The sequence below is a fragment of the Vibrio sp. D417a genome, assembly GCF_030248595.1.
Classification (GTDB): Bacteria; Pseudomonadota; Gammaproteobacteria; order Enterobacterales; family Vibrionaceae; genus Vibrio; species Vibrio alginolyticus.
Map to the genome: position 1 here is coordinate 199097 of NZ_JAHGAM010000019.1, position 23606 is coordinate 222702.

The following is a 23606-nucleotide window of genomic DNA, read 5'->3' on the forward strand; positions in this document are numbered from 1 at the left end:
TCATCAAGTAACTTGATGACCCTTTTTTGTGTCACGTTTTCTAACGTTCTGGGGTATTTCGGAGCCGTTTGTGCGTTTTACTTAACTGCACGAACCAATTCAGCAATGCCTTCCCAATCGCCGTTGTCCATCATTGCGGTTGGCACCATCCAAGTACCGCCACAAGCTACAACCGATTTCAGCGCTAGGTAATCTTCCACGTTGGATGGGCTTACGCCACCTGTTGGCATGAATTCCACTGGGTAAACCGCCGTCAGTGCTTTCAGCATGTTTACGCCGCCTGATGGCTCAGCAGGGAAGAACTTCAACGTACGCAAGCCCATTTCCATCGCTTGCTCAACCAAGCTTGGGTTGTTTACACCCGGTACGATAGTCACGCCACGTTGCTGACAGTATTTCACTGTGGTTGGGTTGAAGCCTGGGCTAACGATAAAGTCCACGCCCGCTTCGATGGCGATATCCACTTGTTCTGTGGTCAAAACGGTGCCCGCGCCAATCAACAATTCTGGGTACGCTTCACGCATGATGCGAATCGACTCCGCCGCAGCTTCGGTGCGGAATGTCACTTCCGCACATGGTAAACCGTTTTCTACCAACACTTTTGCCAGTGGCAGAGCGTGTGCTACGTCGTTGATTGCGATAACTGGGACGATTTTGATTTCTCTTAATCGTTGTTCAAGTGTTGTCATGGGGAACCTCTAAAGAATAAAGCTTAATGTTGCGACGATAATAAACGCGATACCGCCAAGTAACGTTTCCATTACCGTCCAAGTTTTTAACGTGGTTTTCTCATCCATCTCAAGGAGACGAGATACCAACCAGAAACCAGAGTCATTGAAGTGAGACAGTACCGTTGCGCCACCCGCAATCGCGATTACGATAAAGCAAAGGTCTAGTTCACTCAAACCTGTTGATGCAGCCACAACTGGCGCGATAAGAGCCGCCGTAGTGGTTAGCGCTACCGTTGCCGAGCCTTGAGCAACACGCAGACAGGTTGAAATCACAAACGCCGCCACAATCACAGGCATACCTGTGTCTGTAAGAACGTCAGCCAGTGCATCACCGATGCCGCTTGAGCGCAGTACGCCACCAAACATGCCACCTGCACCCGTTACAAGGATAACGCCACAGATTGGAGCCAATGACTCACCACACAATTTTTCTAGTTTTGCCATGCCGTAGTCTTTGGCAAACACAGCCAGACAGACAATCAAAGTAATCAGCAACGCGACTGGGGTTTTACCTAGCATACGTAGGAACTCAACCAGTGCCGTTTTGCCATCAATCAAACCTGCAACCGCCAGTGTGTTCAATACCGTATCCAAACAGATTAGCAGGACTGGCAGCACAAGGATGGTCATAACCGTGCCAAATTTTGGTGCGTTGCGCTCATCCACCATCGCTTCGCCATTAAAGAAGGCTTTAGATAGTGGGATATCGAATTTTTTGCCCGCGTACAAACCAAATAGATAAGCGCCAAGGTACCAAGTTGGAATGGCAACCAGAATACCCACCACCAATAGCAGACCGATGTTTGCGCCAAGGAATTCTGCCGCTGCAACCGGACCTGGGTGTGGTGGAACAAACGCGTGCATAACCGCAAAAGCACCAGCTGCAGGCAACGCGTATTTAATTGGTGAGCCACCAAAACGAGCCGCCACACTTAGGATGATTGGCATCATCACTACAAGGCCAGCATCGAAGAAGATTGGGAAGCCAAACAGTAATGAAGCGACGCCCAAAGCAAATGGTGCGCGCTCTTTACCAAAGCGACCAATCAAAGTGTCTGCCAGCACTTTCGCACCGCCAGTCACTTCAAGAATTTTACCGATCATCGCACCAAGACCAACCAGCAATGCCACGGAAGCCAGTGTGCCGCCGAAGCCGCCCATCATGGTCGATACGACTTTCTCAGAAGGAACGCCAGTGGCGATTGCTGTGCCTAAACTCACCATAGTAAGGGAAGCAAAAGCATGGACTTTCAGTTTAATGATCAGAACGAGTAACGCTGCAATGGCAAGGCCTGCAATCGTCAGTAGGAACGTAGGATCTGGGGCTAGGGTTAATTGCTCCATAGGTTCACCTTTAAGAATTATTGTTTGTGTTATGGTTCACATTTATTTCAGTTACCGGTAACATGTTACCGATAACATGAATAAGATAAACCCATATTTTAAAGTGAATTCAAAAATTGAGATCACGCGCAAATTTGGTTATGAGGATAAGTTATGGCTGGTAGTAGTGTCATCGTTATGGGCGTTTGTGCTAGTGGTAAAAGCACAATTGGTGAGCATCTAGCGAAAAAGCTAGGGCGTAAATTCATTGATGGTGATGATCTTCATCCACGAGCGAACATTCAGAAAATGGCATCGGGCCAGCCTCTGAACGATGATGATCGCAAGCCATGGCTAGAACGCATTCGTGATGCGGCGTACAGCCTAGAAAGCAAAAACGAACACGGCATTATTGTCTGTTCAGCACTGAAAAAGATTTACCGCGATCAGATCCGCGAAGGTAACAACAACGTGACCTTCTTGTTCCTTGATGGCGATATGGAGTTGATCCTTAATCGCATGCGTATGCGCAAAGGCCACTTCATGAAAGAAAACATGGTGAAGAGCCAATTCGAGACACTAGAGCGCCCAGACAACGAGCCTCAAACTCTGATCGTCAGTATCGACGGAGACATCAGCGACGTGGTGGAACGCTCTGCTACTGAGCTAATCAAAATGCAAGCGATCGAGGTGGCGTAATGACTCACTCTATTGTTCTTGAGGTCACACAACGTTTGACCGAGCGCAGCCGTGAAGCGCGCGCTGCGTTTCTTGCTCGCACCGAAGTGCAAGCCGAAGCTGGCAAAGGCCGTGTTGGTTTATCTTGTGGTAACTTAGCTCATGCAGTCGCCGCATCTTGCTCTTCTGAAAAGAAAAATATTCTCGATTTTACTCATGCCAATGTCGCGCTGATCAGCGCCTACAACGACATGTTGAGCGCCCACCAGCCGTACCAAGACTACCCAGCGCAAATCAAACAAGTGCTGGCGGACTACGGACATACAGCGCAAGTCGCAGGTTGTGTGCCAGCGATGTGCGATGGGGTGACTCAAGGTCAAGCCGGCATGGATATGTCGCTGTTTTCGCGTGACTTAATTGCGCAATCAACGGCGTTGTCTTTGAGCCACAATGTCTTTGATGCCACATTACTGCTTGGCATCTGTGACAAAATCGCCCCGGGGCAACTGATGGGCGCGCTGTCTTACGCGCACCTGCCGACTGCGTTTGTACCAGCGGGTCTGATGGCAACAGGCATCAGCAACGAAGAGAAAGTCGACGTGCGCCAAAAATACGCAGCGGGTGAAGTCGGCAAAGACGCTCTGCTGGATATGGAGTGTCGCGCTTACCACTCTGCGGGTACATGCACGTTTTACGGCACCGCCAACACCAACCAGTTGGTGTTCGAAGCCATGGGCTTGATGCTGCCAGGTTCGGCATTCATTCATCCCCATACCCAACTGCGTAAAGCGTTAACCAATCACGCGGCTCTGAAAATCGCCTCAATGACGGCGGGTTCTGCACACTTCCGTCCGCTGGCCGAGGTGGTCACAGAAAAGAGCTTGGTCAACGGCATCATCGCTCTACTTGCATCTGGCGGCAGCACCAATCACACCATTCATATGATCGCCGTGGCGCGTGCTGCTGGCATCTTGCTCACCTGGCAAGACATCAGCGATCTGTCGGATGTGGTTCCTTTATTAGCGCGCGTTTACCCGAACGGCCCAGCCGATATGAACGCGTTCCAAGACGCGGGGGGCGTGCCAGCGTTATTGCACCGCTTGAACCAATCCGAGCTTTTGCATCGCGATGTGAAACCCGTGTTTGGTGAATTTGAAGACCAAATGACGCTACCGAGCCTTGTCGATGGCCAACTGACCTGGACATCGTGCCAAGGCAGCCAAGACGGTGACGTGATCGCCAAACCAGACGCCACATTCCAAAATACTGGCGGCACTCGCGTATTGACTGGCAACTTAGGCAAAGCCGTGGTGAAAGTGTCTGCGGTGAAAGAAGAGCAACGCGTGATTGTGGCACCAGCGATCGTATTCCAATGCCAACACGAAGTGGAAGCCGCATACAAACGTGGCGAGCTGAACAAAGACTGCATCGTTGTGGTCACACACAACGGCCCAGCGGCAAACGGCATGCCTGAACTGCATAAACTGATGCCAATCCTCGGCAACGTGCAGAAAGCGGGCTTTAAAGTCGCGCTAGTGACGGACGGTCGTTTATCTGGTGCATCCGGTAAAATTCCGTCTGCGATTCACGTTTCTCCAGAAGCCATTCGTGGTGGCGCGATTGGTTTGGTGCGCAACGGTGATTTGATTCATCTGGATTGCCAAACGGGCGAACTGAACAACTTAAGCGATACCACTGGTCGCGAGTTGATTCATTTCGATACCGAATCGACCCAACAAACTTGGGGACGAGGCTTGTTTAGCGTGATCCGCCAAAACGTATCGAGTGCAGAAGAAGGCGCAAGCTTTATTGTTTAAGGCGAGAAGAAAGACCTCGTCATTCCGACGAGCCTAGGCGAGATCAGGAATCTAATATCAACGTGCTGTGAAGCCAGAGAAAACCCCTCTGCTACAGCACTTTTTGTTGGTAGATTCTGAATCACGACCGTCCCTCGCAGTTCAGAATGACGAGCGTTGGGATTGGCCTCGGTTCTTTCTAAAAAACGAATGAATCCGTCGCTCCGACGAGCCCAAGCAAGATCAGGAATTTAATATCAACGTGCTGTGAAGCCAGAGAAAACTCCTCTGCCACAGCACTTTTTGTTGGTAGATTCTGACTCTTGCTCGTCCTTCGCTGTTCAGAATGACGAGCTTTGGGATTGGCCACCGCTCTTTCTAAAAACGAATGAATCCGTCATTCCGACGAGCCTAAGCGAGATCGGGAATCTAATATCAACGAGCTGTGAAGCCAGAGAAAACACCTCTGCCACAGCACTTTTTGTTGGTAGATTCTAAATCACGCCCGTCCCTCGCTGTTCAGAATGACGAGCGTTGGAATTGGCCTCAGTTCTTTCTAAAAACGAATGAATCCGTCGCTCCGAAGAGCCCAAGCAAGATCAGGAATTTAATATCAACGTGCTGTGAAGCCAGAGAAAACCCCCTTTGCCGAAACACTTTTGTGTTGGTAGATTCTGAATCACACTCGTCCCTCGCTATTCAGAATGGCAAGCTTTGGAGTTGGCCTCGGTTCTTTTTAAAAATGAATGAGTCCGTCATTCCGACGAGCCTAGGCGAGCTCAGGAATCCACTATCAACGTGCTGTGAAGCCAGAGAAACCCCCTCTACCACAGCACTTTTTGTTTGTAGATTCTGAATCACGCTCGTCCCTCGCTGTCCAGAATGGCAAGCTTTAGGATTGGTCACTGCTCTTTCTAAAAAAGTGAATCCGTCATTCCGACGAGCCTAGGCGAGATCAGGAATCTACTATCAACGTGCTGTGAAGCCAGAGAAAACTCCTCTGCCACAGCACTTTTTGTTGGTAGATTCTGAATCACGCTCGTCCCTCGCTGTTCAGAATGACGAACTTTAGGATTGGCCTCTGTTCTTTCTAAAAAACGAATGAATCCGTCATTCCGACGAGCCTAAGCGAGATCAGGAATCTACTATCAACGTGTTGTGAAGCCAGAGAAAACTCCTCTGCCACAGCACTTTTTTGTTGGTAGAGCCTGAATCACGCTCGTCCCTCGCTGTTCAAAATGACGAACTTTAGGATTGGCCTCTGTTCTTTCTAAAAACGAATGAATCCGTCATTCCGACGAGCCTAAGCGAGATCAGGAATCTACTCTCAACGTGCTGTGAATCCAGAGAAAACACCTCTGCTACAGCACTTTTTGTTGGTAGATCCTGAATCACGCTCGTCTCTTGCTGCTCAGAATGACGATATCTAGCATTCAGTAAATTATATCAAGCGGTCTTCATCACCACGACCGCAGCAATCACCACAAAGATACCAAACCAGCCGATTGGCTTGAGTTTCTGCTTAAACAGCAAGGCTCCACCCACTGCGGTACCCAAGATACCGATCGCACCCCAAGAGGCATAAGCAATGGCTAAGTCGATCTCTTTCACCGCTTGTGCCAACAGCGTGAATGCTGTCAGTACCAACACAATCGCCGCAATGCCCCAGCCTTTATATTTAAAACCTTTTGAGCGTGTCAGCGCCATATTGGCCATGATATCGACCAAGGCAGCCATCACGACAAATCCAAATGACATCGTAAAAAATTGACTCATGATTCGCACCTTGTACTAGTAGAAAATGAACGTTCTTTTGCCGGTTTATCGGCATTTTTCTTGGCGTTAGGTTGACCATGTGATTCCCCTAAGGTCACACACACAATGCCAACAACGGCTAACATCAAACCAAACAACTCTTGATGGTTTAAGTTGGCATCAAAGGCGATGATCGACACCACGGTGATCAACGAGATACCCAACCCTTCCCAGACAGCGTATGCCACACCGATAGATATTTTCTTCGCGGCAAACGCGAGAAAGTAGTAAGAGATTGCGATCAGCACATACATTACGATGTAGCCCCACCACCCGTGCCCTTGTCCGATAAGAGACATAGTGCTGGTGCCAGCCACTTCGGCAACGATGGCGAGCAATAAAAATAGACGTGCAACTAGCATGATTAATCCTCCATCAGAAATTAAAAAAATGCATAACGGAGAATGGTGAATGCCGCGTACCTGTATCGACATTCAAAAAGTTAAAAGATAAAAATGAGCCACTTCTCCTGACTATTTGAGATAAGGTTAGCGCTGGGTAGGAAAAAGAGACAGGTAATTGAGATATTCATTTTTGAATATCTTAAGAAGTAAGTTGTCTATGTAATCACACAATATTGATAAGGTTAAAGCATCTGCTCTCTCATTCAGCGGATGCCATCAGGTGACGTCACTGCGTAAAAATCAGCGGCGTATTGAGGGTTTGTCGCACCACTTTATGTAGGTGTCTGTGCAAAGGATGGTTGCGGTTGGTTTGAAGGAAACCGCCAGAGACAACAAACTGGCTAAACTCACGATTAACGGGTGGCATTGCGTAAGAGGCGAGTTCTGGCATCAACAATGCCGAGCTTTGACTGGCATACATAATCGCGTCGGTTTCTTGCAACATTTGGCAAGCCAAACGCAAATTATAGGACTTCAGTAACACTACTGGCTCATAACCCATGCGTCGATACTCGGACTCCACGGTACAAAGCGGTTTATATGACGCAGGCGCAGGCAAAGAGACGAGTGGTAGTTTGGACACCGTGTCCCAATCATTGCTGACTTTCGACAACGTTGGGTGGTTTTTGCGCGCCAAAACCACTCGTTTTTCAACGAATAACGGGCGCATGTAAATGTCTTTCGACAGCTCGGTCTCTTGGTCAAGAATGCAGTAATCGTGCTCGCCTTCTAACATTTCATCGTGCGAGTAAGTATTCCAGCTGGAAAAAGCAAAGTGCGCTTTGGGAAAGGCTCGATGACAGCCAGTGAGCAGTCGCTGCCCTTGTTCATCCATCAAATAAGGGTCAGTTACAATCGCAATCTGCCCTTGGTATTGCAGTGGGTCGAACACTTCAAATTCTTGCACCACTTTTTCCAGTGGTGCAACCATATTGTCGAACTCGGCGGCGAGACGAATCGCCATGGGTGATGGCTCTACCCCATGTGCTTTACGCACAAAAAGCGGGTCATCAAACACTTGCTTCAACTTCATCACGCCGCGGCTGGCGCTCGGTTGAGAAATGCCAAGCTGCATTGCGGCCAGCTTGATGCTGCGGTTTTCCACCACGGCTTTTAATAAACGCATTAAGTTGAGATCCAATGCATCCAGCTGATGTGCCATACCCTAACCTACCAATACCATTGATGAGCGAATACAAAGAGCAGTTAACAATTAGTTAAACACTCTCTCCCGACGTGATCTGATACCCCATATCGAAGACTTTTTCTTCTTGCGTTTCGCCTTTCAGGCGCGCAATTAATAGCTCTGCGCTCTTTACACCAATTTGGAAACGCGGTGTATCAACGCTGGTCAGTTTCGGGCTGATGGTTTGACCGATATCCAGCGCGTTATAGCCCGCCACTGCCAATTTCTGTGGAACTTGAATGCCACGTTGCTGCGCACTCAGCATGGTGCCAATTGCGATGTCATCGTTGGTACAGAACACCCCATCGAGCGTTGGGTGCGTTTCCAGTGCGCGTTCGAGCAAATCATGCGCTAAAGAAAAACTAGAATGATCACCAGTTAATACATGTTTGGGTTCTAGCCCTGCTTCTGTCATCGCGCGATCGTAACCTTGCATCCGCAATTTGGTTCGCGTATCCAGACGCGCGCCAAAATAGACGATTGTACGCTTCCCCGTATCTAGCATCTGCTTAACCACGGTGTACGACGCATCTTCATGATCGAGTCCAACCGCCATATCAATCGGCTCCGATGGCAGTTCCATGGTTTCGACCACCGGAATGCCCGCATTTTTGATCATCTGTAATGTACGCGGCGTGTGATGGCTTTCAGTTAGAATAAGCCCATCGACTTGATAAGAGAGTAATGACGCGATCTTGCGCTCTTCTTCAAGCTCATCGTAGCTAAAATGCGCTAAAAGCGTCTCATAGCCATTGGCTTTGGTCACCATCTCTATGCCCTGAACAAAGGAAGCAAAAATTTGGTTGGACAAAGACGGCAGTAAAATACCAATGGCTTTACTGGAGGACTTTGACAACATCGCCGGTGCACGGTTTTCGATGTAACCCATCTCTTCAATCGCAGTCGCAATCTTGGCCCGAGTCTTTTCTGCCACCGATTCAGGGTTACGCATATAGCGTGAAACGGTCATCTTCGTGACGCCAACCTGGTCTGCGACATCCTGCAATGTCGTACGAGTTTTCTTATTCTGTTGAGCCATAAATATGTGATTTATCAGTAATGTTACAAGTAACATTATGACGAATAGACTCTCTGCCGACAAGCTCAGTGAAAATAATTCGCAAAATCATGACGTTATTACTCCATTAGCCATCAAATTGCGTTTCATGGATTGTGAATCAAAACCGAATAAATAAATGACATTTATATCAAAGTTCTTATAAAATGCCGTACCTAAAAGAATAAGACATTAGTCACAGTGCAGTTAGGCTCTAGCGAAACCCAGATTTACTACCACCTGCTTGATCTGGACGACTCCCAAAAGCAGCAATACCTCCAAGCATTGCAACGAAGTCAACCTGAGCTGTATCGACAACTCGTTCCTCTTTTAGCCAACGAGACACCGGAAGAACAACTAACGCAGTTACTTTATTTTGGTGCTCATCAGGCAACGAACCAAGACGTCGATCTAAGCGGAGAAATCATCAGTAAGTACCGCCTAACTCATGAGTTGGGGCGTGGTGGCATGGGTGTCGTATACGCAGCTCTACGTGCAGATGAAACGTTCGAGCAAGATCTGGCTATCAAGTTTATTCAAAGCAATTTGAGCAATGTGTTAGGGCAACGCGCACTCTTCGATGAAGCTCAACTTCTCGCGCGTCTAAACCATCCTTACATCGCGAAAGTGTTTGACGGCGGTCTCCATCAAGATTCGGTTTACATCGTGATGGAGCGGGTGTTTGGTCAAACTTTGGATGAGTACCTATCTGAAAATAAGCTAGAAAAAACGGAGAAGCTGCTGCTGTTTAAGCAGATCTGTCAGGCGATGGAGCACGCCCATCAGCACCAGGTTTTGCATGCCGATCTAAAACCAGAAAATATACTGATTGATCGTAGCAAGCGTCCCAAACTGCTTGACTTCAACTTGACTCAAAAAGCGCACTCTAACCGAGAAGACTCACCCTCAGCGCTGATTGCGTTTAGCCAAAATTTTGCTAGCCCAGAGCAGCAAGCAGGACTGGTTCTAACAGAGCAAAGCGACGTGTACTCCTTGGGCAAAATTCTCGCTTTGATGTTTCCATCACCAACAATTTGGTCTGATGTTTACTGGGTGATAAGACGCGCAACGCGTCCTGCCACTCAAGTGCGATACTCAGATGTACGAGCGCTACGCATTGATATCGAGCGAATTATCGAACGTCGCCCTATCGAGCAGAAAAAACACTGGCCTTTGTATAGCGCCTTTCGCTTGGTGCAACGGCGCCCTCTTGCTTCTGCATTGTCAGGCATCATCGTGCTATCAGGTGTGCTATTTGGCAGCGCCATGATGCAAAAGAATATCCAACTGCAACAAGAGAAGAAGATTGCAGAAGATATGATGTACGAAATGACTCGCCTCATCTTCCACGCGAAGGGGCAAAATGTCGAACATCTCTCAGTGAACTCCATGATGGAGTTAACACGAAGGCGGATACTCTCTAACCCAGATATCCCCAAACATATAAAACAAAAAATGTTGTTGGCGATGATGACACCGGTGCCAGAGAAGCACCTAACTACACCAATGAGTTGTCAGCCAAATTGTGCGTCTAAGGACAGCACCAACCAATAAGGCTTAAAACAAGATGTATACACGTTCAGTGGTATTTTGGCTGTCTGCATTGACGGCTACGTCCACGTTGGCAGCAGACGTTTCAGCTGCCACTTCACACCCACCAGCTTCAACCTTGAAGCAAGGCTACTTTATCGACGCCCCAGTGACTGGCCTGTATTACAAAACCAGTTCCAATATCACTGGCGTCACTCAGCAAGGAGCATTTCATTACCAACCCGGTGATGTAATTAGCTTCTTCCTTGGTAACGATGATAAAGGTTATCTGCTGACGACCTTATCAAGCCAAGAAGTGCTGACGCCGACGATGGCGACAACCAAACCTAGCCGCAGCATCAATATGACGCGTCTGCTGCTTTCTCTCGACAGCACGCCTGAGAATCGTGAGGAAATTGTCCTAGCAAACCGTGTGCTGTCTGATCCTCACTTTCAAAGCCAGCTCAAAGGCCTTGATCTCAATTACCTGGATGACGCTAAACGCTACCTCAATCTCGATTGGGTATCTGTCAATGAGGCGATTGAGCACCTAAACGAAAGCCAGCAGTACATTGAAAAAAATTTTTCCTCTGATGAGATCATTTTTGAACCTCGCGACATGACGTTCAAAAACATCGTCATCAAAAAGAAGGATTGGCAAGGCCGCGCTTGTGCTTACGATCTACGCTATCAGCATCATCCCAAATATCGTCCTCCTATTGGTGAAACTCGATTCACCATCACCAAAGACTCATTGATTGAACACCCAAGCATTGGCGATCATTTTCAAGGCTGCTTCCTCTCGATGAAGCGCCCTATCACGGAAGATGTCGTCGAACCGATAAGCAAGTTTGCGGATTGGTTTAATATCGTTGGTTGTTCAATCACAGGGTGCACCCGCAACGACTTGAATGGCTTCTCTCTCGAAGACTTCGATGATGAAGGCGACTGGAAGTACCGCTCCGTTGCCCTCAATTTTGATCCGAGCACCGAGTTATTGATGGAAAAAGTACAAGGTCTCGGGCGTAAAAAAAACATCCAACACAATAACCGCACAGAAATGCTCTGGTTTACGTATCCCAATACTAGCGAACACGACATTGACTACCTCGGCGTGTGGCAGCAAACCGAATACCACCAACAGTCCATGACACAATCGTGCCTATTGATGCGCCACCAACAAGTCATGCGACTGCCGCAAAATACGGACACCTGCCCAACCGATACAAGCCTGTACACCCAAGATGTTACCCGCGAATTTGCCGACATGTGGTGGGTCAACAATAGCGATCCCAAAGCCGAACTCGCGCAAATGAACGTCATGGTACGTTGGTCAACAACCCCATCCGAAATCAATTACACCACCTGGGAATACTTGCCAGCTGGTGCAACTTGGGAGCAAGGCATTTTATATCGCTATCAACAAAATGTTCTGCGCAACCAAGACGGTTCCGATCGCATTGAAACCCACACCATTTCTGAATTTGTCAAAGTGAGCGAGGATGTATAACCATGGCAACAGCAGTAGCACTGACACAAATCATTCAACAATGGCAATCTGGTGATAAACGAGCTGAGAGCGAGCTCTATCAGTTTGCTTATTTACAGTTGCGTAAGATCGCCCAACATGAGCGTGAACGAAATGCAGAAAAGTACGGCACCGACAACAAAGTACTGGCAGACAGCGTCAACAGCACCACGGCATTAATTCATGATGCTTACCTGAAAATGTCCAACTGCGACATGAGTGAAATTGAAACAAAGCGCGATTTCTTTTTGATGGCCGCCAAAGTGATGCGTCAAATTTTGATCGACAACGCACGCTCGCACCAAGCACAAAAGCGTCAACACATTACATTGATGAGAGATGAAGAAGATCGTTTCGAGCAATTGATTATCATGGATAAAGCTCTGGATAGTTTCAGTAGCCGCTATCCACGCCAATCGAGCGCACTCAAACTCAAGTATTTAATGGGCATGAAAAACCAAGAAATCAGTGAGCTACTCGAATGCAGCGCAAGCCTGATAGAGAAAGACCTCAAATTCTCTCGCAGTTGGCTACAATCACGAATGGCGCACACGTAATCATGAACAAAAAGCTTTGGATAATCGGCGCAGTATGCGTCGGTTTGTTCGGTATTTACTTCATTTCAAACAAACACAATTTGGCATCTGTGGAAGACTCGTCAGACAACGCCGACAAGTCAACCCAGCAAGCACATCGTCAATATGAGCGCACATCTTTAGTTGAAGTAAAGCAAGCGTTGACAGGTTCTGCGTTGGATCGCACTCATAAAAAAGCGGGAGATGACGCATTTAACTCCGCCCTTTTAGGACAACCAGGCCCTGTTACGAATCCATTTCATACCACAGAAGACAACACGTTTTACGAGTCAGCATTGGGTGATAAGAACAGCCGACCACAAGAGGACCCATCAGAGAATAATAAACCCATCATCAACCTCACTGTGGAACAGCAGCTACAAACCATTATTTATGCTTGGGAGCTGAAACAAAACTCTCCGGTGAGTTATTCGCTCAACCTTAACCAGCTTTTTGAAGACCCAGATGGCGATCTCCTCACCACTCAGATTTGGCTTGAAAACGCCAATGGGTTAAGAGTCCTCAACCAAGGACAAATGATGGTGCAAGGAGCGCCTGAGGAAATAAAAACCACCACATATTTGGCGGTAGCAGCGCGCGATGATTATCACGGTAATAGCGATCATGCATGGGTCACAACGCGCTTTGAGTTACCCGTTATCACACCCGATCAAAATGACACAGAACATCCGTTAGTTGGCGATGTAGTTTATCGCCTAGAGACGACACAAAATCTTGCCGGTATCGCGTACGCGTATGAAGTGGTGTATTGCGAGGCCTTTCAGTTTGAGGGGGGCGAAGTAAGTTATGCCGCCTCACACAACAAACGCCAGTGTCCTGAAAAGGGAGACTTGAAAAAAGTGGGCAAGTACAAAATCAGTGATGACTCGTTGATCGTTTATGTCCAAGGTGTACGCCAAATTTGGACCATCAAAAAAGAATACCCATCTCAGGTTCATGAAGATACTCGGAACTACTTCATCACCGTGTTTGATGGTAAACAATTCGAAAGCTACACCATGCAAAAGAACAAGCAATCGATGGAAAAGCGCATCAATGTCCACACTGGCGAGTACGAATATCAAGGAACGTCGTTTGACTACCTCTTCCCAATTTCAGGAGGAGGTTACATAAACGGGACTGCTAGCAACTACATATTTGATAGAAGTGTTCAGGGTAACGAACCAGTGCACAAACTGGACTCTGATCTCAATATGAAATCAAATCAACATGACCTCTTTTGTCATGATTATTTATTTTACTGGTACAGCTCTATCGTAGCTGGGCGAGGAGAGTTTGCCGATATTATCTCTAGCTCAATGGATTTTGACAACGTGACACCAATACATTGTGCTGACTGGCCAGATAATTACTGGCAACGAACATTTATGTTTTACAACCTTGAATACACAGATTACGACATATTCATTCCAGGCGAAGTCTACAGTTATGTGCTTAAACCTCACCCTCAATTTGCTGATCGCGTTGAGGAATTTAAGATCAACATGATTTATCACGCCCCTGTCCTTAGAGACACCCAATAAACCTTTTTTACCGGTGGTTATATTAACAAAACAATCATTCCCAAAATAAAACTGGAACCGTGATCAAATTATAAATTTTCCATCATAGACAAAAAATAGAAATAAATTTTACGGGTTTTGTGCGGATTTTCGTGTCTTGAACCTAAGCTCAATAGTCATTAAAAAGACACCACTCTCTTATATCTCACTAGTGAGATATAAAGAAAAAAATAATAAAAAAAGCGACTTTCTCATTCGGAAACGAAACAAGGACAAATAAATAATGAATAAGGTGAGTTTACTAGCAGCGTCAGTGGCTATCGCTCTTACAGGCTGTGGCGGTTCAGATGGTGGTTCAAACAGTGCTAACGACGGCGTTGTGATCACAGGTTTTGACGGCTACTTCAAGCATGCCGTTGTTTTTGAAGATACGAACAACAACGGCCAATGGGACACTCAAGAAACATTCCTTGGTCTGACCGATGAGAAAGGTCAACTGAAATTGGATGCAAAACCAGAAAGCACTCTAGCGCTACAGACCATCACACCAAACGGTTCAAAGCAGAAACAGCTCATCGCCTTGGATGCGAAAGAGTACGCTGGCAAATACACGGTTGATATGGATCATCCAGGCCAAGCTATGGCGCACGAAATCGTATTCCGTGCACCAACATCGTCAAACGTGATTTCACCTATCACGGACCTTGTTGCGATTGAAATGGCAAAAGATCCAGCCATTAGTGAAGAAGACGCGAAAGCGAAAGTAAACCAAGCGCTAGGAGGCTCAGAAGAAGCACCAATTGATCTGTACAGTGATTTTGTTGAAGGTGCGACAAAAAACGCCGAACTACATAAAACCGCTCAGATTCTGACCGACTCGAAAGCACAAAACCCAACGAACTACGAGAAAAAAGCCACGGAGTTTGCTCAAGCGGCAAACCAAGAAGTGGAACGTCTTGTTGCATCTGGCGAAAACATCAATGACCCAAATCTACGTCCAATCATCACTGACGCGACCCCAGACAGCGACACCTTAGCACCTGAAACGGCAGTTAATAACAAGCTAACCGTAAACAAAATCGTCGAAAAGGCAGCTAAAGATAAGCTAGAAAAACTACCAAAAATCGTACAAGGCGTGGACTTTGATGGCTTAGAGCTAGACATTGAAGGTCTATTTGCAGACAAAGACCAAAACCTTGTGACAACCAAACTGACGCACAACTTTGCAGGCACAGGCATTGAAGTTGTGCAAACTGGCAACCTGATTGTTCTACAACCAACTGCAATCGTAGAGAAAGCTGGTGATTTTGAGATTGTTCTAACGGCGCAAGACATTGATTCGTCAGGTAAGGTTTTGGGTACGGTAAGCACCGTATTTAAGTTCGAAATCGAATCGGCAAACTTACCACCAATGGTTGTAGAAACAGAACAAGCGCATCTGCAGTCCATCGTTGATGGTTGGTACCTACAACAAGGTGAAGTGTTTGAACAAACGCTCGATATTTCTAGCTTGTTCCAAGATAAAGACGGTCATATCACCGACTACTCAGCGGACTATGTGGACATTGAAGGTCTAACAGTATCTGAGGATGGTAATGCAATTATCACCATTAAAGGCACACCAACAAAAGCAGGTGAAGCTGGAGCAACACTTGCGATTAGCGCAACAGATGGTCATACCGCGGTACAAATTGCGCTCAGCATGCCAACGGTTATCGAAGGCGTCACGCCACCACCAGTAGTACCGACTTTGGGCTTCACTCACGAGCACTTCAACGGTCAAGAATGGAAAATGGGTAGCTTTGCACAGAAAGATGGTGAAATCGGCTACGCCATGTTGATGCAAGATTCTGAAGGCCTACTATTCTGCTGGGGTTCAAACCACGATGAGATGAGTCAAGAGTACAAAGCGAACATCAGTGACTTCCTAAAAGACACATGGGAACACGATGCTTACGCCATTCTTGCCGATCTGGACCAACAAACTGGTTACACAGAATACAACAATAAAGACTGTAACGACGTTGAGTTGAAAGACGGCAAGCTATACAACAGCTACGGCGACGAGTATGAAATGTTGTACCAGCACAAAACCGAGCATAACGGCACTCAAATGATCGTTAAAATCTCAGATGATGAGCTGTTCTGGATGGACTCAAGCAATACCCCATTCGCAGAATCACTTTCGGTTGCAGAACACATCAAACAAGGCACGGTAGAGCATGACTTGATGGTAGAAAGTAATGGCACAGGCGACGACACAGTCCTGAAATACTCGTCAGGTGCGTACGAATACGACACTGATACTTACAACTACACTTCGTTCATGCCAACAGGATTCCAAACTCCAGGTAATTGGGAAATCCAGAATGATGAAGACCGTGAACTGCTGATTCTAGAAGAAACAGGCTCAGAGTCAGATTACAAAACTCGTCATCGTTACATCAACCGCGATTTTGGTGACTTTTATATTGGTATTCGTTGGAGTAAAGAACAAAACGGTCATGAATCCGCACCGGAATATGGTCTGTACTCTAACAGCAAAGAAGCCATGACAAGCATCGCGAGTTCACTACCGATTTTGGAGCCTGGTGATGATGACTAAAGCAACCATCGTTAACCCTTGCTGTGATAGCGTGCATTTGCGTAGAAGACGCAGAACATTTTGGGAACGATTGGTCGGCATCAAAGAAGTGTATATCTGCTCTAACTGTCACAAAGAAACGCCACTCAAATAGCGATAATATTTGAGACCGCAAAAAAGCCCCGAACTCGGGGCTTTCTTCTATATTTTGACCACAATATCTGAGTCGTTATTTCACGCACACCACGTTCAATAATGAGGTCCCGGTGAGCTGATTGGGCTCACGATCGGCGAACAAACCTTTCTTATCTTTGCCCCAATACGGCAGTTGCAGTGGCCATTGATTTTTTTCCATCACCCCAGACGCCCTCAGCGCTTTAAACTCTGCTGGGTTGGCTAAGCTCATACCCAGTTGCTGACATACTTTGTGCGAGTTTTCGTAGTTGAGGCGGTTCCACGGCTTACCATGTTCCATGTAAAACTGATTATGGTGATCGAGTAAATATGGGACCACGTACGTTTTGCCCTGTACTGAAGTTCTCAACCGAACTTCAATGTCATCATTTCCAGTGACAATTGGCTTCGCTTTGGTCTTAGCAACAGGCTTAGACGAAGAGCTATCACGCGAACTTTTTGCCTTGGTATCTGGCTTCTCTGCCCGCGCTTTAAAGGCGTCGGTATCAGCTCGCACAGCAGGAACTGGCGCGGGTTTCGGGGTCACCGTCGGTGTTGGCTTAACCGAAGATGCGGCTGATTTCGACGGCACAGCGGGTTTAGATAGTGTCGTAGACTGTTTATTCTCTTTTCCAACCACGCGGATGAACGCCTCTTTGTAATTCGACAAGGTTTTGACTCCTCGCAAATCTCCCCTCGCATCAGACAGATCTTTGTAAGGCCCAATCAAACAGCGATAACCTTTGGATTCAGGCTTCATCCACACGTCGGTCGTAATCTTGCTGTAAAGCGGCTTTGCTTTCGCGAGTGACATTGGCTTTGGTAGTAATCCGCATTGAATCCAGTAGAGGTAGTTGCCTCCTTGCGGCACTTTCTTTCCCCATACTCCGTTACCAATTGGGCACGTTTTCTCAAGCATCGGTAATTCTTTCTCGCTGGCTTGAGTGGCTTGGCAAAGGAACTCCTCCGCCTCAACTGGATTAGAAAACTGGGCGCATACTAGCAACAAACCCAAAGCCAGGCTTGCTTGGAAGACGTTAGATGGGCGTTGGGCCTTCTTCATATCCATACACTTCACTCTAAATTAGTGGGTAAGGTCATCATGGCGGAAAAGCGCCAAAAAAATGTGAACAAAGAATAACTAGCAAAAAAAGAGCCGGAATTTGCATCCGGCTCTCAGTTTAGGAAGGAATTAAGCGAATTTACAACGCTTGGTGGGAAAATTCTTATCCTTTGTACAGTTTCGGGTTGAATACATCACGTAGCCAGTCTCCCAACAGGTTGATAACCAAAACCAATGTTACGAGCACGATGCCTGGGAAAGCAGTAATCCACCATGCACCAGAGAAGATGTAGTTAAAGCCGATGCTGATTAGCGCACCCAGTGACGGCTGATCGACTGGCAGACCCAAACCTAGGAATGACAGCGCCGCTTCCGACATGATTGCGTTCGCTACCTGTACCGTCGAGATAACCAAGATTGGCGATAGACAGTTTGGCAGAATGTGACGGAACATGATTCGCGGAGCTTTAAAGCCCATCACACGCGCCGCTTCGACGTATTCTTTCTTCTTCTCTGCCAATACCGAGGCACGAATAGTCCGTGCGTATTGCGGCCATTCTGCCACACCGATGATCACCACCAGCATGACCACCGCATATTGGCTGTAAAAATCACTGCCAAAACTGGCTTTGAAGATAGCTGACACGATGATCGCCACCATCATGGTCGAGAACGACAACTGTACGTCTGCAAAACGCATCAAGAAGCTATCGATACGGCCGCCGAAATAACCCGCCGACAAACCAATGATGATACCCAGTACCAACTGAAGACCAACCGCCAGGAAGCCGATGGTTAGAGACAGACGAGAGCCGTAAAGAATGGTCGATAAAATATCGCGACCTTGCTCGTCAGTACCCAACACAAAGCGTTCATCGCCATCTTCCATCCACGAAGGTGGCAACTCAGAATCCATGATGTCGATAGACGTCAGATCGTACGGGTCTGTTGGCGCAAGAATCGGTGCAGCCAATGCCAATACTAAGAACATCATAAAGACGGTAAAACTCGCCATCGCCACTTTGTCGCGTTTGAAGTAATACAGAAAATCTGACTCTTTGAAACGCTGCCACGCTGATGGAGCAGGAGCTGGTGTTAAATTTGATTGGCTCATGATTAAGCTCCTTTTCCAGTTAGGTTCACAGTTGGGTTGATGATGCCGTACAGCAAGTCAACGATGGTATTGGTTACCACGAAGATCAGACCAACAAAGATAACGTAGGCAGTGATCAGCGGTGTATCTACACGGTTGATTGCCTCTAGGAAAAGGAAGCCAGTGCCCGGCCATTGGAACACGGTTTCAGTAAGAATGGTGTAGGCCACCATGGTACCAATCTGCACACCACCTACTGTCAATACTGGTAGCATGGTGTTCTTAAGTGCATGTTGGTAATAAATCTTTTGTAAGTTCAAACCTTTTGCTTTGGCGAACTTAATGTATTCCGAACTCAGAACTTCCAGCATTTCTGAACGCACCAAGCGGATGAACAACGGCAACATGATAGACGCTAGCGCAATACAAGGTAGGATGAGGTGCTTGATACCATCAATGGTAAAGAAGCCAGATTCCCAACCGAGCACATTAGCGGTCTCGCCCCGCCCGTAGGAAGGCAGCCAACCGAGTTCTATGGAGAAGACATACATCAGCATGATTGCGGTTAAGAACACCGGAATCGAGATACCGACACTGCTCATCGCCATGACAAATTTGGTAAAAACACTCTTAGGATGAATCGCAGAGTACACCCCAAGCGGAATAGAGAAAACAATGATGATAAGCGTCGCGCCAAACACGAGCTCTAATGTAGCCACCAGCTTGTCGAGAATCACCTCAACCGCAGGTCGCTTGAAAAAATATGAGGTACCCAAATCACCTTGCAGTGCATTACCCACAAAGCGCGTATACTTTGTGATAAAGGGATCGTTCAGGCCTAAGTCGTCGCGTAGCGCTTGACGCTCCGATTCCGAAACCGACTGACCTACAAGCTCACGCAGCGGATCACCCAGGTTGTCCTGAATGGCAAACGCCACCAAACTGATCACAAACATCACTATCAGTGCCTGAAACAGGCGCTTGACCAGAAACGAAAACATTCCTTGCCCCTTAACTATCCATAGATCTCTAAATTAGAGAGAAAATTCAGTCTAAATAACCAACTCAATCCGACTGAAACAAAATTGAGTCGAGTGCTTTAAGTTGAGGAGGGAAATCCATCCCTCCTCAAAGTAGACTAACCGTGATTATTCAACCACTAGGTCACCGAAGTAAGGCATTACCATTGGGTTAACGATATCTGCCGCTTTCACGTTAGACTTCGCGCCCCATGCTTCACTTTGCCAGTGTAGCGGTACGAATGCTGCGTCGTTGTATAGTGTCGCTTCTACGCCCTTCAGCATTTCTGCACGTTTCGCAGGGTCCGTCTCTACGTTCGCAGCTTCAACCACTTTGTCCATTTCTGGGTTTGAGTAGTAACCACAGTTGTACTGACCACGACCGGTTTCTTCGTTACGAGTCATAGTTAGGAACTCGTTGAAGTTCGCTGAGTCTTCTGTATCTGAGTGCCAACCGATCATCAGCATGTCTGCCGCACACTTGTCGAACTCAGGCCAGTACTGCGCTTTTGGCATGGTCTTCAGATCAACCTTGATACCGATCTTAGACAACATTGCCGCCGCCGCTTGTGCTACTTTCGCATCGTTCACGTAACGGTTGTTTGGTGCGATCATCGTTAGCGTCAGGCCGTTTTCGTAACCCGCTTCTTTCATCAGTTCTTTCGCTTTCTTCAAATCGTAGCGAGGTACTAGCTTGTCATCGTGACCTACGTAACCTGCCGGGCTTTGCTGACCAGCAGCCGTTGCGAAGCCTTTCATGATTTTCTTCACGATACCTTCGTTATTGATTGCGTGAACAATCGCTTGGCGAACGCGAACGTCTTTCAATGCTTCGTTGCTGTTTTGGTTTAGTTGGAACGTGATGATACGAGTACCAGGCAGCGTGACGAGGTCGATGCCGTCAGCATCTTCAACGCGTTTGTGGTCGTTTGGCGCTACAGGGTGAATCATGTCTACACCGCCAGAAAGCAGCGCTGCTACACGAGTTGCGTCTTCTTTGATTGGCACAAGTGTTAGCTTATCAACATTACCTTTCGACTCTTTGTCCCAGTAATCTTTAAAGCGTTCAAATTCCACTTTTACGCCCTGTTCACGTGAAGTCACAATGAATGGACCCGTGCCAGATACGTTAGTCGATGCAAATGAGTTACCGTGCTTCACTAACTCAGACTTGTCTTTGCCGTCCGCAGTTTTGCCAGTGTAGAACTTGCTGTCCATTGGGAAAATGTACGTTGCGGTTTGCAACACTAGTGGGTAAGGACCTTTAGTTACAAGATCGAACGTGTTGTCGTCAACTTTGACGATTTTTTCGTACGGGTCGAAGATGTTTTTAAAGTCAGGAGAGCTTTGTAAACGCTGGAACGTCCACACGACGTCGTCAGCCGTTAGAGTATTGCCAGAATGGAATTTCACACCTTCACGCAGTTTGAAACGAACAGTCGTATCGTTAATACGTTCCCAGCTTTCCGCTAGGCGAGGCTCGAAATCCATTTTTTGAGTAAAGCGAACCAACGGATCAAATACCATGTGTGACATTTGCAGTGTGCCACCTGATAGCTGCTCATGTGGGTCAAGCGATACTGGGTCAGCTGCATAGCCAACTTTGATATCTGCTGCCATTGCGTTAAAGCTTAGGCCCGCAGCCATTAGCGCCACTGCTAATTTGCTTTTCATGGTTTTCATTTGCATAACTCCTTCATGCGGGGATACGGATCCCTTGTTGTTGTGTTTGCGTCTTTGTTATGACTAAAGGTTAGCCAAGCGAATTGCTTGGTTTATGCCGTTTCGATCTCTTCTCGCAAGCCAGTAAACTCCGGCATCAGAGAAATCAATTTTTTGCTGTATTCGTGTTGAGGTGCCGTGAATAACTGTTCTGTTGGTGCCACTTCTAAAAGTGTACCCATTTGCATCACACCTACTCGGTCACACATCTGACGAATAACAGGTAAATCGTGGCTGATAAACAACATAGTCAAGTTCAGCTCACTTTGCAGATCTTTCAGCAAGTTTAGAATTTGTGCCTGTACCGATACGTCCAGTGCTGAGGTCGGTTCATCACAAATCAAAAGTCGAGGACGAGTCGCCAACGCACGCGCAATAGAAATACGCTGACGCTGACCACCGGAGAATTCATGAGGGTACTTAAGCCCAGCCATTCGACCCAAACCAACATGATCCAATAGGTCATTCACGATTTGGCGAGTTTCCGACTCGTTTTTCGTCAATTTATGGAAACGGATTGGCTCAGCAATAATATCGAATACCTTCATACGAGGGTTCATTGAAGTATATGGGTTTTGGAACACCATCTGCATTTGACGACGCATCGGGCGGCGCTCTTTCTCAGAGGTTAAAGCGGTCAGGTCAATGCCCTCGAATTTCACCTGACCAGAGTTAGGTTGGTATAAACCAGCAATCACACGTGCAATGGTCGATTTACCTGAACCAGACTCGCCCACCAAACCAAAGGTTTCGCCTTCGTGCACTTCAAAGCTCACATTATTAGATGCTTGCACGTATTCTCGGCGGCTCTCGAACAAAGAGTCTTTGGTCACAAAGCGAAGATTGACGTTCTTCACGTCCAAAAGCGGGCCAGTGTACTCACGCTCATCTTGGCTTTGTCCTAACCAGTGGTTCTTGATATCGAGTGGCTCCATTTCCGCCGCTTCTTCGATATAGCTTACTAACGGGAAACGATCTAGCTTTCTGTCTGAACGTGGTACCGCTGAAATTAGACTGCGAGTATAAGAATGATCAGGATCGCCCAATACTTTGGCTGTTGGTCCAAACTCCACCAAGTCACCACGATACATTACCGCCACGCGATCGGTGACGTTGGAGACGACACCCATATCGTGAGTAACCAACATACAGCCGACATTGTTCTTGATACACAGCTCGCGGATCAAGTTGAGGATTTGGTCTTGGATAGAAACGTCTAACGCCGTAGTTGGTTCGTCCGCAATGATGAGATCAGGCTCACCAGCCAAAGCAATGGCAATGACAACACGCTGACGCATACCACCAGAGAATTGGTGCGGGTACTGCTTTAAGCGGTTTTCTGGTTGAGGAATACCAACCTGCTGCATAAGAGAAAGCGCGCGCTGATACGCCTCTTCATCAGAGACCTTCATGTTAGCGTGGATCGTCTCTTTCAGCTGTTGCTCAACAGTAAAAAGTGGATTGAGCGAGGTCATCGGATCTTGGAAAATAAAACCTATTTTCGAGCCGCGAACCTTACGCATCGCTTCTGGTGATAGGCCAGAAATTTTTTCTCCATCCAAGAATACATCACCGCTAGCAACGCGACCTGGAGGGCTAAGCAAATCAATAACGGCGTTACCAACGGTGGATTTACCCGCACCTGATTCGCCAACAACACCCACGATTTCACCACGTTCAATATGAAAAGAAAGTGACTTCACGGCAGCGTGAACGCCGTGTCGGGATGGGTATTCAATACGAAGGTTTTTCACTTCTAATAGTGACATTTCAGACCTCTACTGCCTTGTCTGTGGTATCGAATC

18 protein-coding genes are annotated in these 23606 nt (G+C 47.2%); 7 read left to right on the top strand and 11 right to left on the bottom strand.

The window, feature by feature from the left end:
- Positions 1 to 77 precede the first annotated feature (77 nt).
- Entirely contained in the window at positions 78 to 689 is a 612-nt protein-coding gene (locus KI742_RS18780) for a bifunctional 4-hydroxy-2-oxoglutarate aldolase/2-dehydro-3-deoxy-phosphogluconate aldolase (RefSeq protein ID WP_005394384.1), read from the bottom strand.
- Positions 690 to 698: 9 nt separating this feature from the next.
- A complete protein-coding gene (locus tag KI742_RS18785; protein WP_069521743.1) occupies positions 699 to 2075 on the bottom strand; it encodes a GntP family permease in 1377 nt (458 codons plus the stop codon).
- A 153-nt stretch (positions 2076 to 2228) separates the two neighbouring features.
- Here KI742_RS18785 and KI742_RS18790 point away from each other — a divergent pair, with 153 nt between their 5' ends.
- A complete protein-coding gene (locus KI742_RS18790; RefSeq protein ID WP_047103696.1) occupies positions 2229 to 2753 on the top strand; it encodes a gluconokinase in 525 nt (174 codons plus the stop codon).
- Positions 2753 to 4549, top strand: a complete 1797-nt coding sequence (gene edd, locus KI742_RS18795) for a phosphogluconate dehydratase (protein WP_136976605.1) — start codon at positions 2753 to 2755, stop codon at positions 4547 to 4549. The genes KI742_RS18790 and edd overlap by 1 nt, the downstream gene beginning before the upstream one ends.
- 1425 nt (positions 4550 to 5974) lie before the next feature.
- On the opposite strand, the gene KI742_RS18800 is transcribed toward edd, so the two are convergent.
- From KI742_RS18800 to KI742_RS18815, 4 genes are all read right to left on the bottom strand, one after another.
- Entirely contained in the window at positions 5975 to 6304 is a 330-nt protein-coding gene (locus tag KI742_RS18800) for an SMR family transporter (RefSeq protein WP_005478614.1), read from the bottom strand.
- On the bottom strand, positions 6301 to 6705 hold the full coding sequence (locus tag KI742_RS18805) for an SMR family transporter (RefSeq protein WP_005379135.1): 405 nt from the start codon (positions 6703 to 6705) through the stop codon (positions 6301 to 6303). The genes KI742_RS18800 and KI742_RS18805 overlap by 4 nt, the downstream gene beginning before the upstream one ends.
- A 268-nt stretch (positions 6706 to 6973) precedes the next feature.
- Positions 6974 to 7909 carry a LysR family transcriptional regulator gene (locus KI742_RS18810; protein ID WP_285385024.1) on the bottom strand — a complete coding sequence of 312 codons (936 nt, stop codon included), beginning with the start codon at positions 7907 to 7909 and terminating at the stop codon, positions 6974 to 6976.
- A 55-nt stretch (positions 7910 to 7964) separates the two neighbouring features.
- Entirely contained in the window at positions 7965 to 8972 is a 1008-nt protein-coding gene (locus KI742_RS18815) for a substrate-binding domain-containing protein (protein WP_175413419.1), read from the bottom strand.
- A gap of 219 nt (positions 8973 to 9191) precedes the next feature.
- On the opposite strand from KI742_RS18815, the gene KI742_RS18820 reads away from it, so the two are divergent.
- The 5 genes from KI742_RS18820 (at position 9192) to KI742_RS18840 (ending at position 16751) form a co-directional block, all read left to right on the top strand.
- Positions 9192 to 10544 carry a serine/threonine-protein kinase gene (locus tag KI742_RS18820; protein WP_137281616.1) on the top strand — a complete coding sequence of 451 codons (1353 nt, stop codon included), beginning with the start codon at positions 9192 to 9194 and terminating at the stop codon, positions 10542 to 10544.
- A gap of 13 nt (positions 10545 to 10557) precedes the next feature.
- Positions 10558 to 12030 carry a chromosome partitioning protein ParA gene (locus KI742_RS18825; RefSeq protein ID WP_206225447.1) on the top strand — a complete coding sequence of 491 codons (1473 nt, stop codon included), beginning with the start codon at positions 10558 to 10560 and terminating at the stop codon, positions 12028 to 12030.
- A gap of 2 nt (positions 12031 to 12032) precedes the next feature.
- Positions 12033 to 12605, top strand: a complete 573-nt coding sequence (locus KI742_RS18830) for a sigma-70 family RNA polymerase sigma factor (protein WP_005379118.1) — start codon at positions 12033 to 12035, stop codon at positions 12603 to 12605.
- Positions 12606 to 12607: 2 nt separating this feature from the next.
- On the top strand, positions 12608 to 14167 hold the full coding sequence (locus tag KI742_RS18835; RefSeq protein ID WP_262592314.1) for a hypothetical protein: 1560 nt from the start codon (positions 12608 to 12610) through the stop codon (positions 14165 to 14167).
- Between the two features lie 262 nt (positions 14168 to 14429).
- A complete protein-coding gene (locus KI742_RS18840) occupies positions 14430 to 16751 on the top strand; it encodes an acid phosphatase (protein WP_262592313.1) in 2322 nt (773 codons plus the stop codon).
- 208 nt (positions 16752 to 16959) lie between these two features.
- Here the strand turns inward: KI742_RS18840 and KI742_RS18845 are convergent, their stop codons facing one another.
- From KI742_RS18845 to KI742_RS18865, 5 genes are all read right to left on the bottom strand, one after another.
- Positions 16960 to 17973, bottom strand: coding sequence for an SPOR domain-containing protein (locus KI742_RS18845; RefSeq protein ID WP_213968528.1), 1014 nt, complete (start codon positions 17971 to 17973; stop codon positions 16960 to 16962).
- Between the two features lie 157 nt (positions 17974 to 18130).
- Positions 18131 to 19081 (bottom strand): ABC transporter permease, encoded by a 951-nt coding sequence (locus tag KI742_RS18850; protein WP_033907403.1) that lies wholly within the window; start codon positions 19079 to 19081, stop codon positions 18131 to 18133.
- Positions 19082 to 19083: 2 nt separating this feature from the next.
- Positions 19084 to 20061 (bottom strand): ABC transporter permease, encoded by a 978-nt coding sequence (locus tag KI742_RS18855; protein ID WP_005379110.1) that lies wholly within the window; start codon positions 20059 to 20061, stop codon positions 19084 to 19086.
- A 147-nt stretch (positions 20062 to 20208) separates the two neighbouring features.
- Entirely contained in the window at positions 20209 to 21762 is a 1554-nt protein-coding gene (locus KI742_RS18860; protein WP_005379109.1) for an ABC transporter substrate-binding protein, read from the bottom strand.
- A gap of 92 nt (positions 21763 to 21854) precedes the next feature.
- The gene (locus tag KI742_RS18865; RefSeq protein ID WP_005379108.1) at positions 21855 to 23570 is read right to left on the bottom strand and encodes an ABC transporter ATP-binding protein; all 1716 of its coding nucleotides are present in this window, start codon (positions 23568 to 23570) and stop codon (positions 21855 to 21857) included.
- Positions 23571 to 23606: the final 36 nt, after the last annotated feature.

Excerpts from the sequence above, each read along its gene's own strand:
- KI742_RS18780 (WP_005394384.1), bottom strand. The coding sequence starts at position 689 with ATGACAACACTTGAACAACGATTAAGAGAAATCAAAATCGTCCCAGTT.
- KI742_RS18785 (WP_069521743.1), bottom strand. The coding sequence starts at position 2,075 with ATGGAGCAATTAACCCTAGCCCCAGATCCTACGTTCCTACTGACGATT.
- KI742_RS18790 (WP_047103696.1), top strand. The coding sequence starts at position 2,229 with ATGGCTGGTAGTAGTGTCATCGTTATGGGCGTTTGTGCTAGTGGTAAA.
- edd (WP_136976605.1), top strand. The coding sequence starts at position 2,753 with ATGACTCACTCTATTGTTCTTGAGGTCACACAACGTTTGACCGAGCGC.
- KI742_RS18800 (WP_005478614.1), bottom strand. The coding sequence starts at position 6,304 with ATGAGTCAATTTTTTACGATGTCATTTGGATTTGTCGTGATGGCTGCC.
- KI742_RS18805 (WP_005379135.1), bottom strand. The coding sequence starts at position 6,705 with ATGCTAGTTGCACGTCTATTTTTATTGCTCGCCATCGTTGCCGAAGTG.
- KI742_RS18810 (WP_285385024.1), bottom strand. The coding sequence starts at position 7,909 with ATGGCACATCAGCTGGATGCATTGGATCTCAACTTAATGCGTTTATTA.
- KI742_RS18815 (WP_175413419.1), bottom strand. The coding sequence starts at position 8,972 with ATGGCTCAACAGAATAAGAAAACTCGTACGACATTGCAGGATGTCGCA.
- KI742_RS18825 (WP_206225447.1), top strand. The coding sequence starts at position 10,558 with ATGTATACACGTTCAGTGGTATTTTGGCTGTCTGCATTGACGGCTACG.
- KI742_RS18830 (WP_005379118.1), top strand. The coding sequence starts at position 12,033 with ATGGCAACAGCAGTAGCACTGACACAAATCATTCAACAATGGCAATCT.
- KI742_RS18835 (WP_262592314.1), top strand. The coding sequence starts at position 12,608 with ATGAACAAAAAGCTTTGGATAATCGGCGCAGTATGCGTCGGTTTGTTC.
- KI742_RS18840 (WP_262592313.1), top strand. The coding sequence starts at position 14,430 with ATGAATAAGGTGAGTTTACTAGCAGCGTCAGTGGCTATCGCTCTTACA.
- KI742_RS18845 (WP_213968528.1), bottom strand. The coding sequence starts at position 17,973 with ATGGATATGAAGAAGGCCCAACGCCCATCTAACGTCTTCCAAGCAAGC.
- KI742_RS18850 (WP_033907403.1), bottom strand. The coding sequence starts at position 19,081 with ATGAGCCAATCAAATTTAACACCAGCTCCTGCTCCATCAGCGTGGCAG.
- KI742_RS18855 (WP_005379110.1), bottom strand. The coding sequence starts at position 20,061 with ATGTTTTCGTTTCTGGTCAAGCGCCTGTTTCAGGCACTGATAGTGATG.
- KI742_RS18860 (WP_005379109.1), bottom strand. The coding sequence starts at position 21,762 with ATGAAAACCATGAAAAGCAAATTAGCAGTGGCGCTAATGGCTGCGGGC.
- KI742_RS18865 (WP_005379108.1), bottom strand. The coding sequence starts at position 23,570 with ATGTCACTATTAGAAGTGAAAAACCTTCGTATTGAATACCCATCCCGA.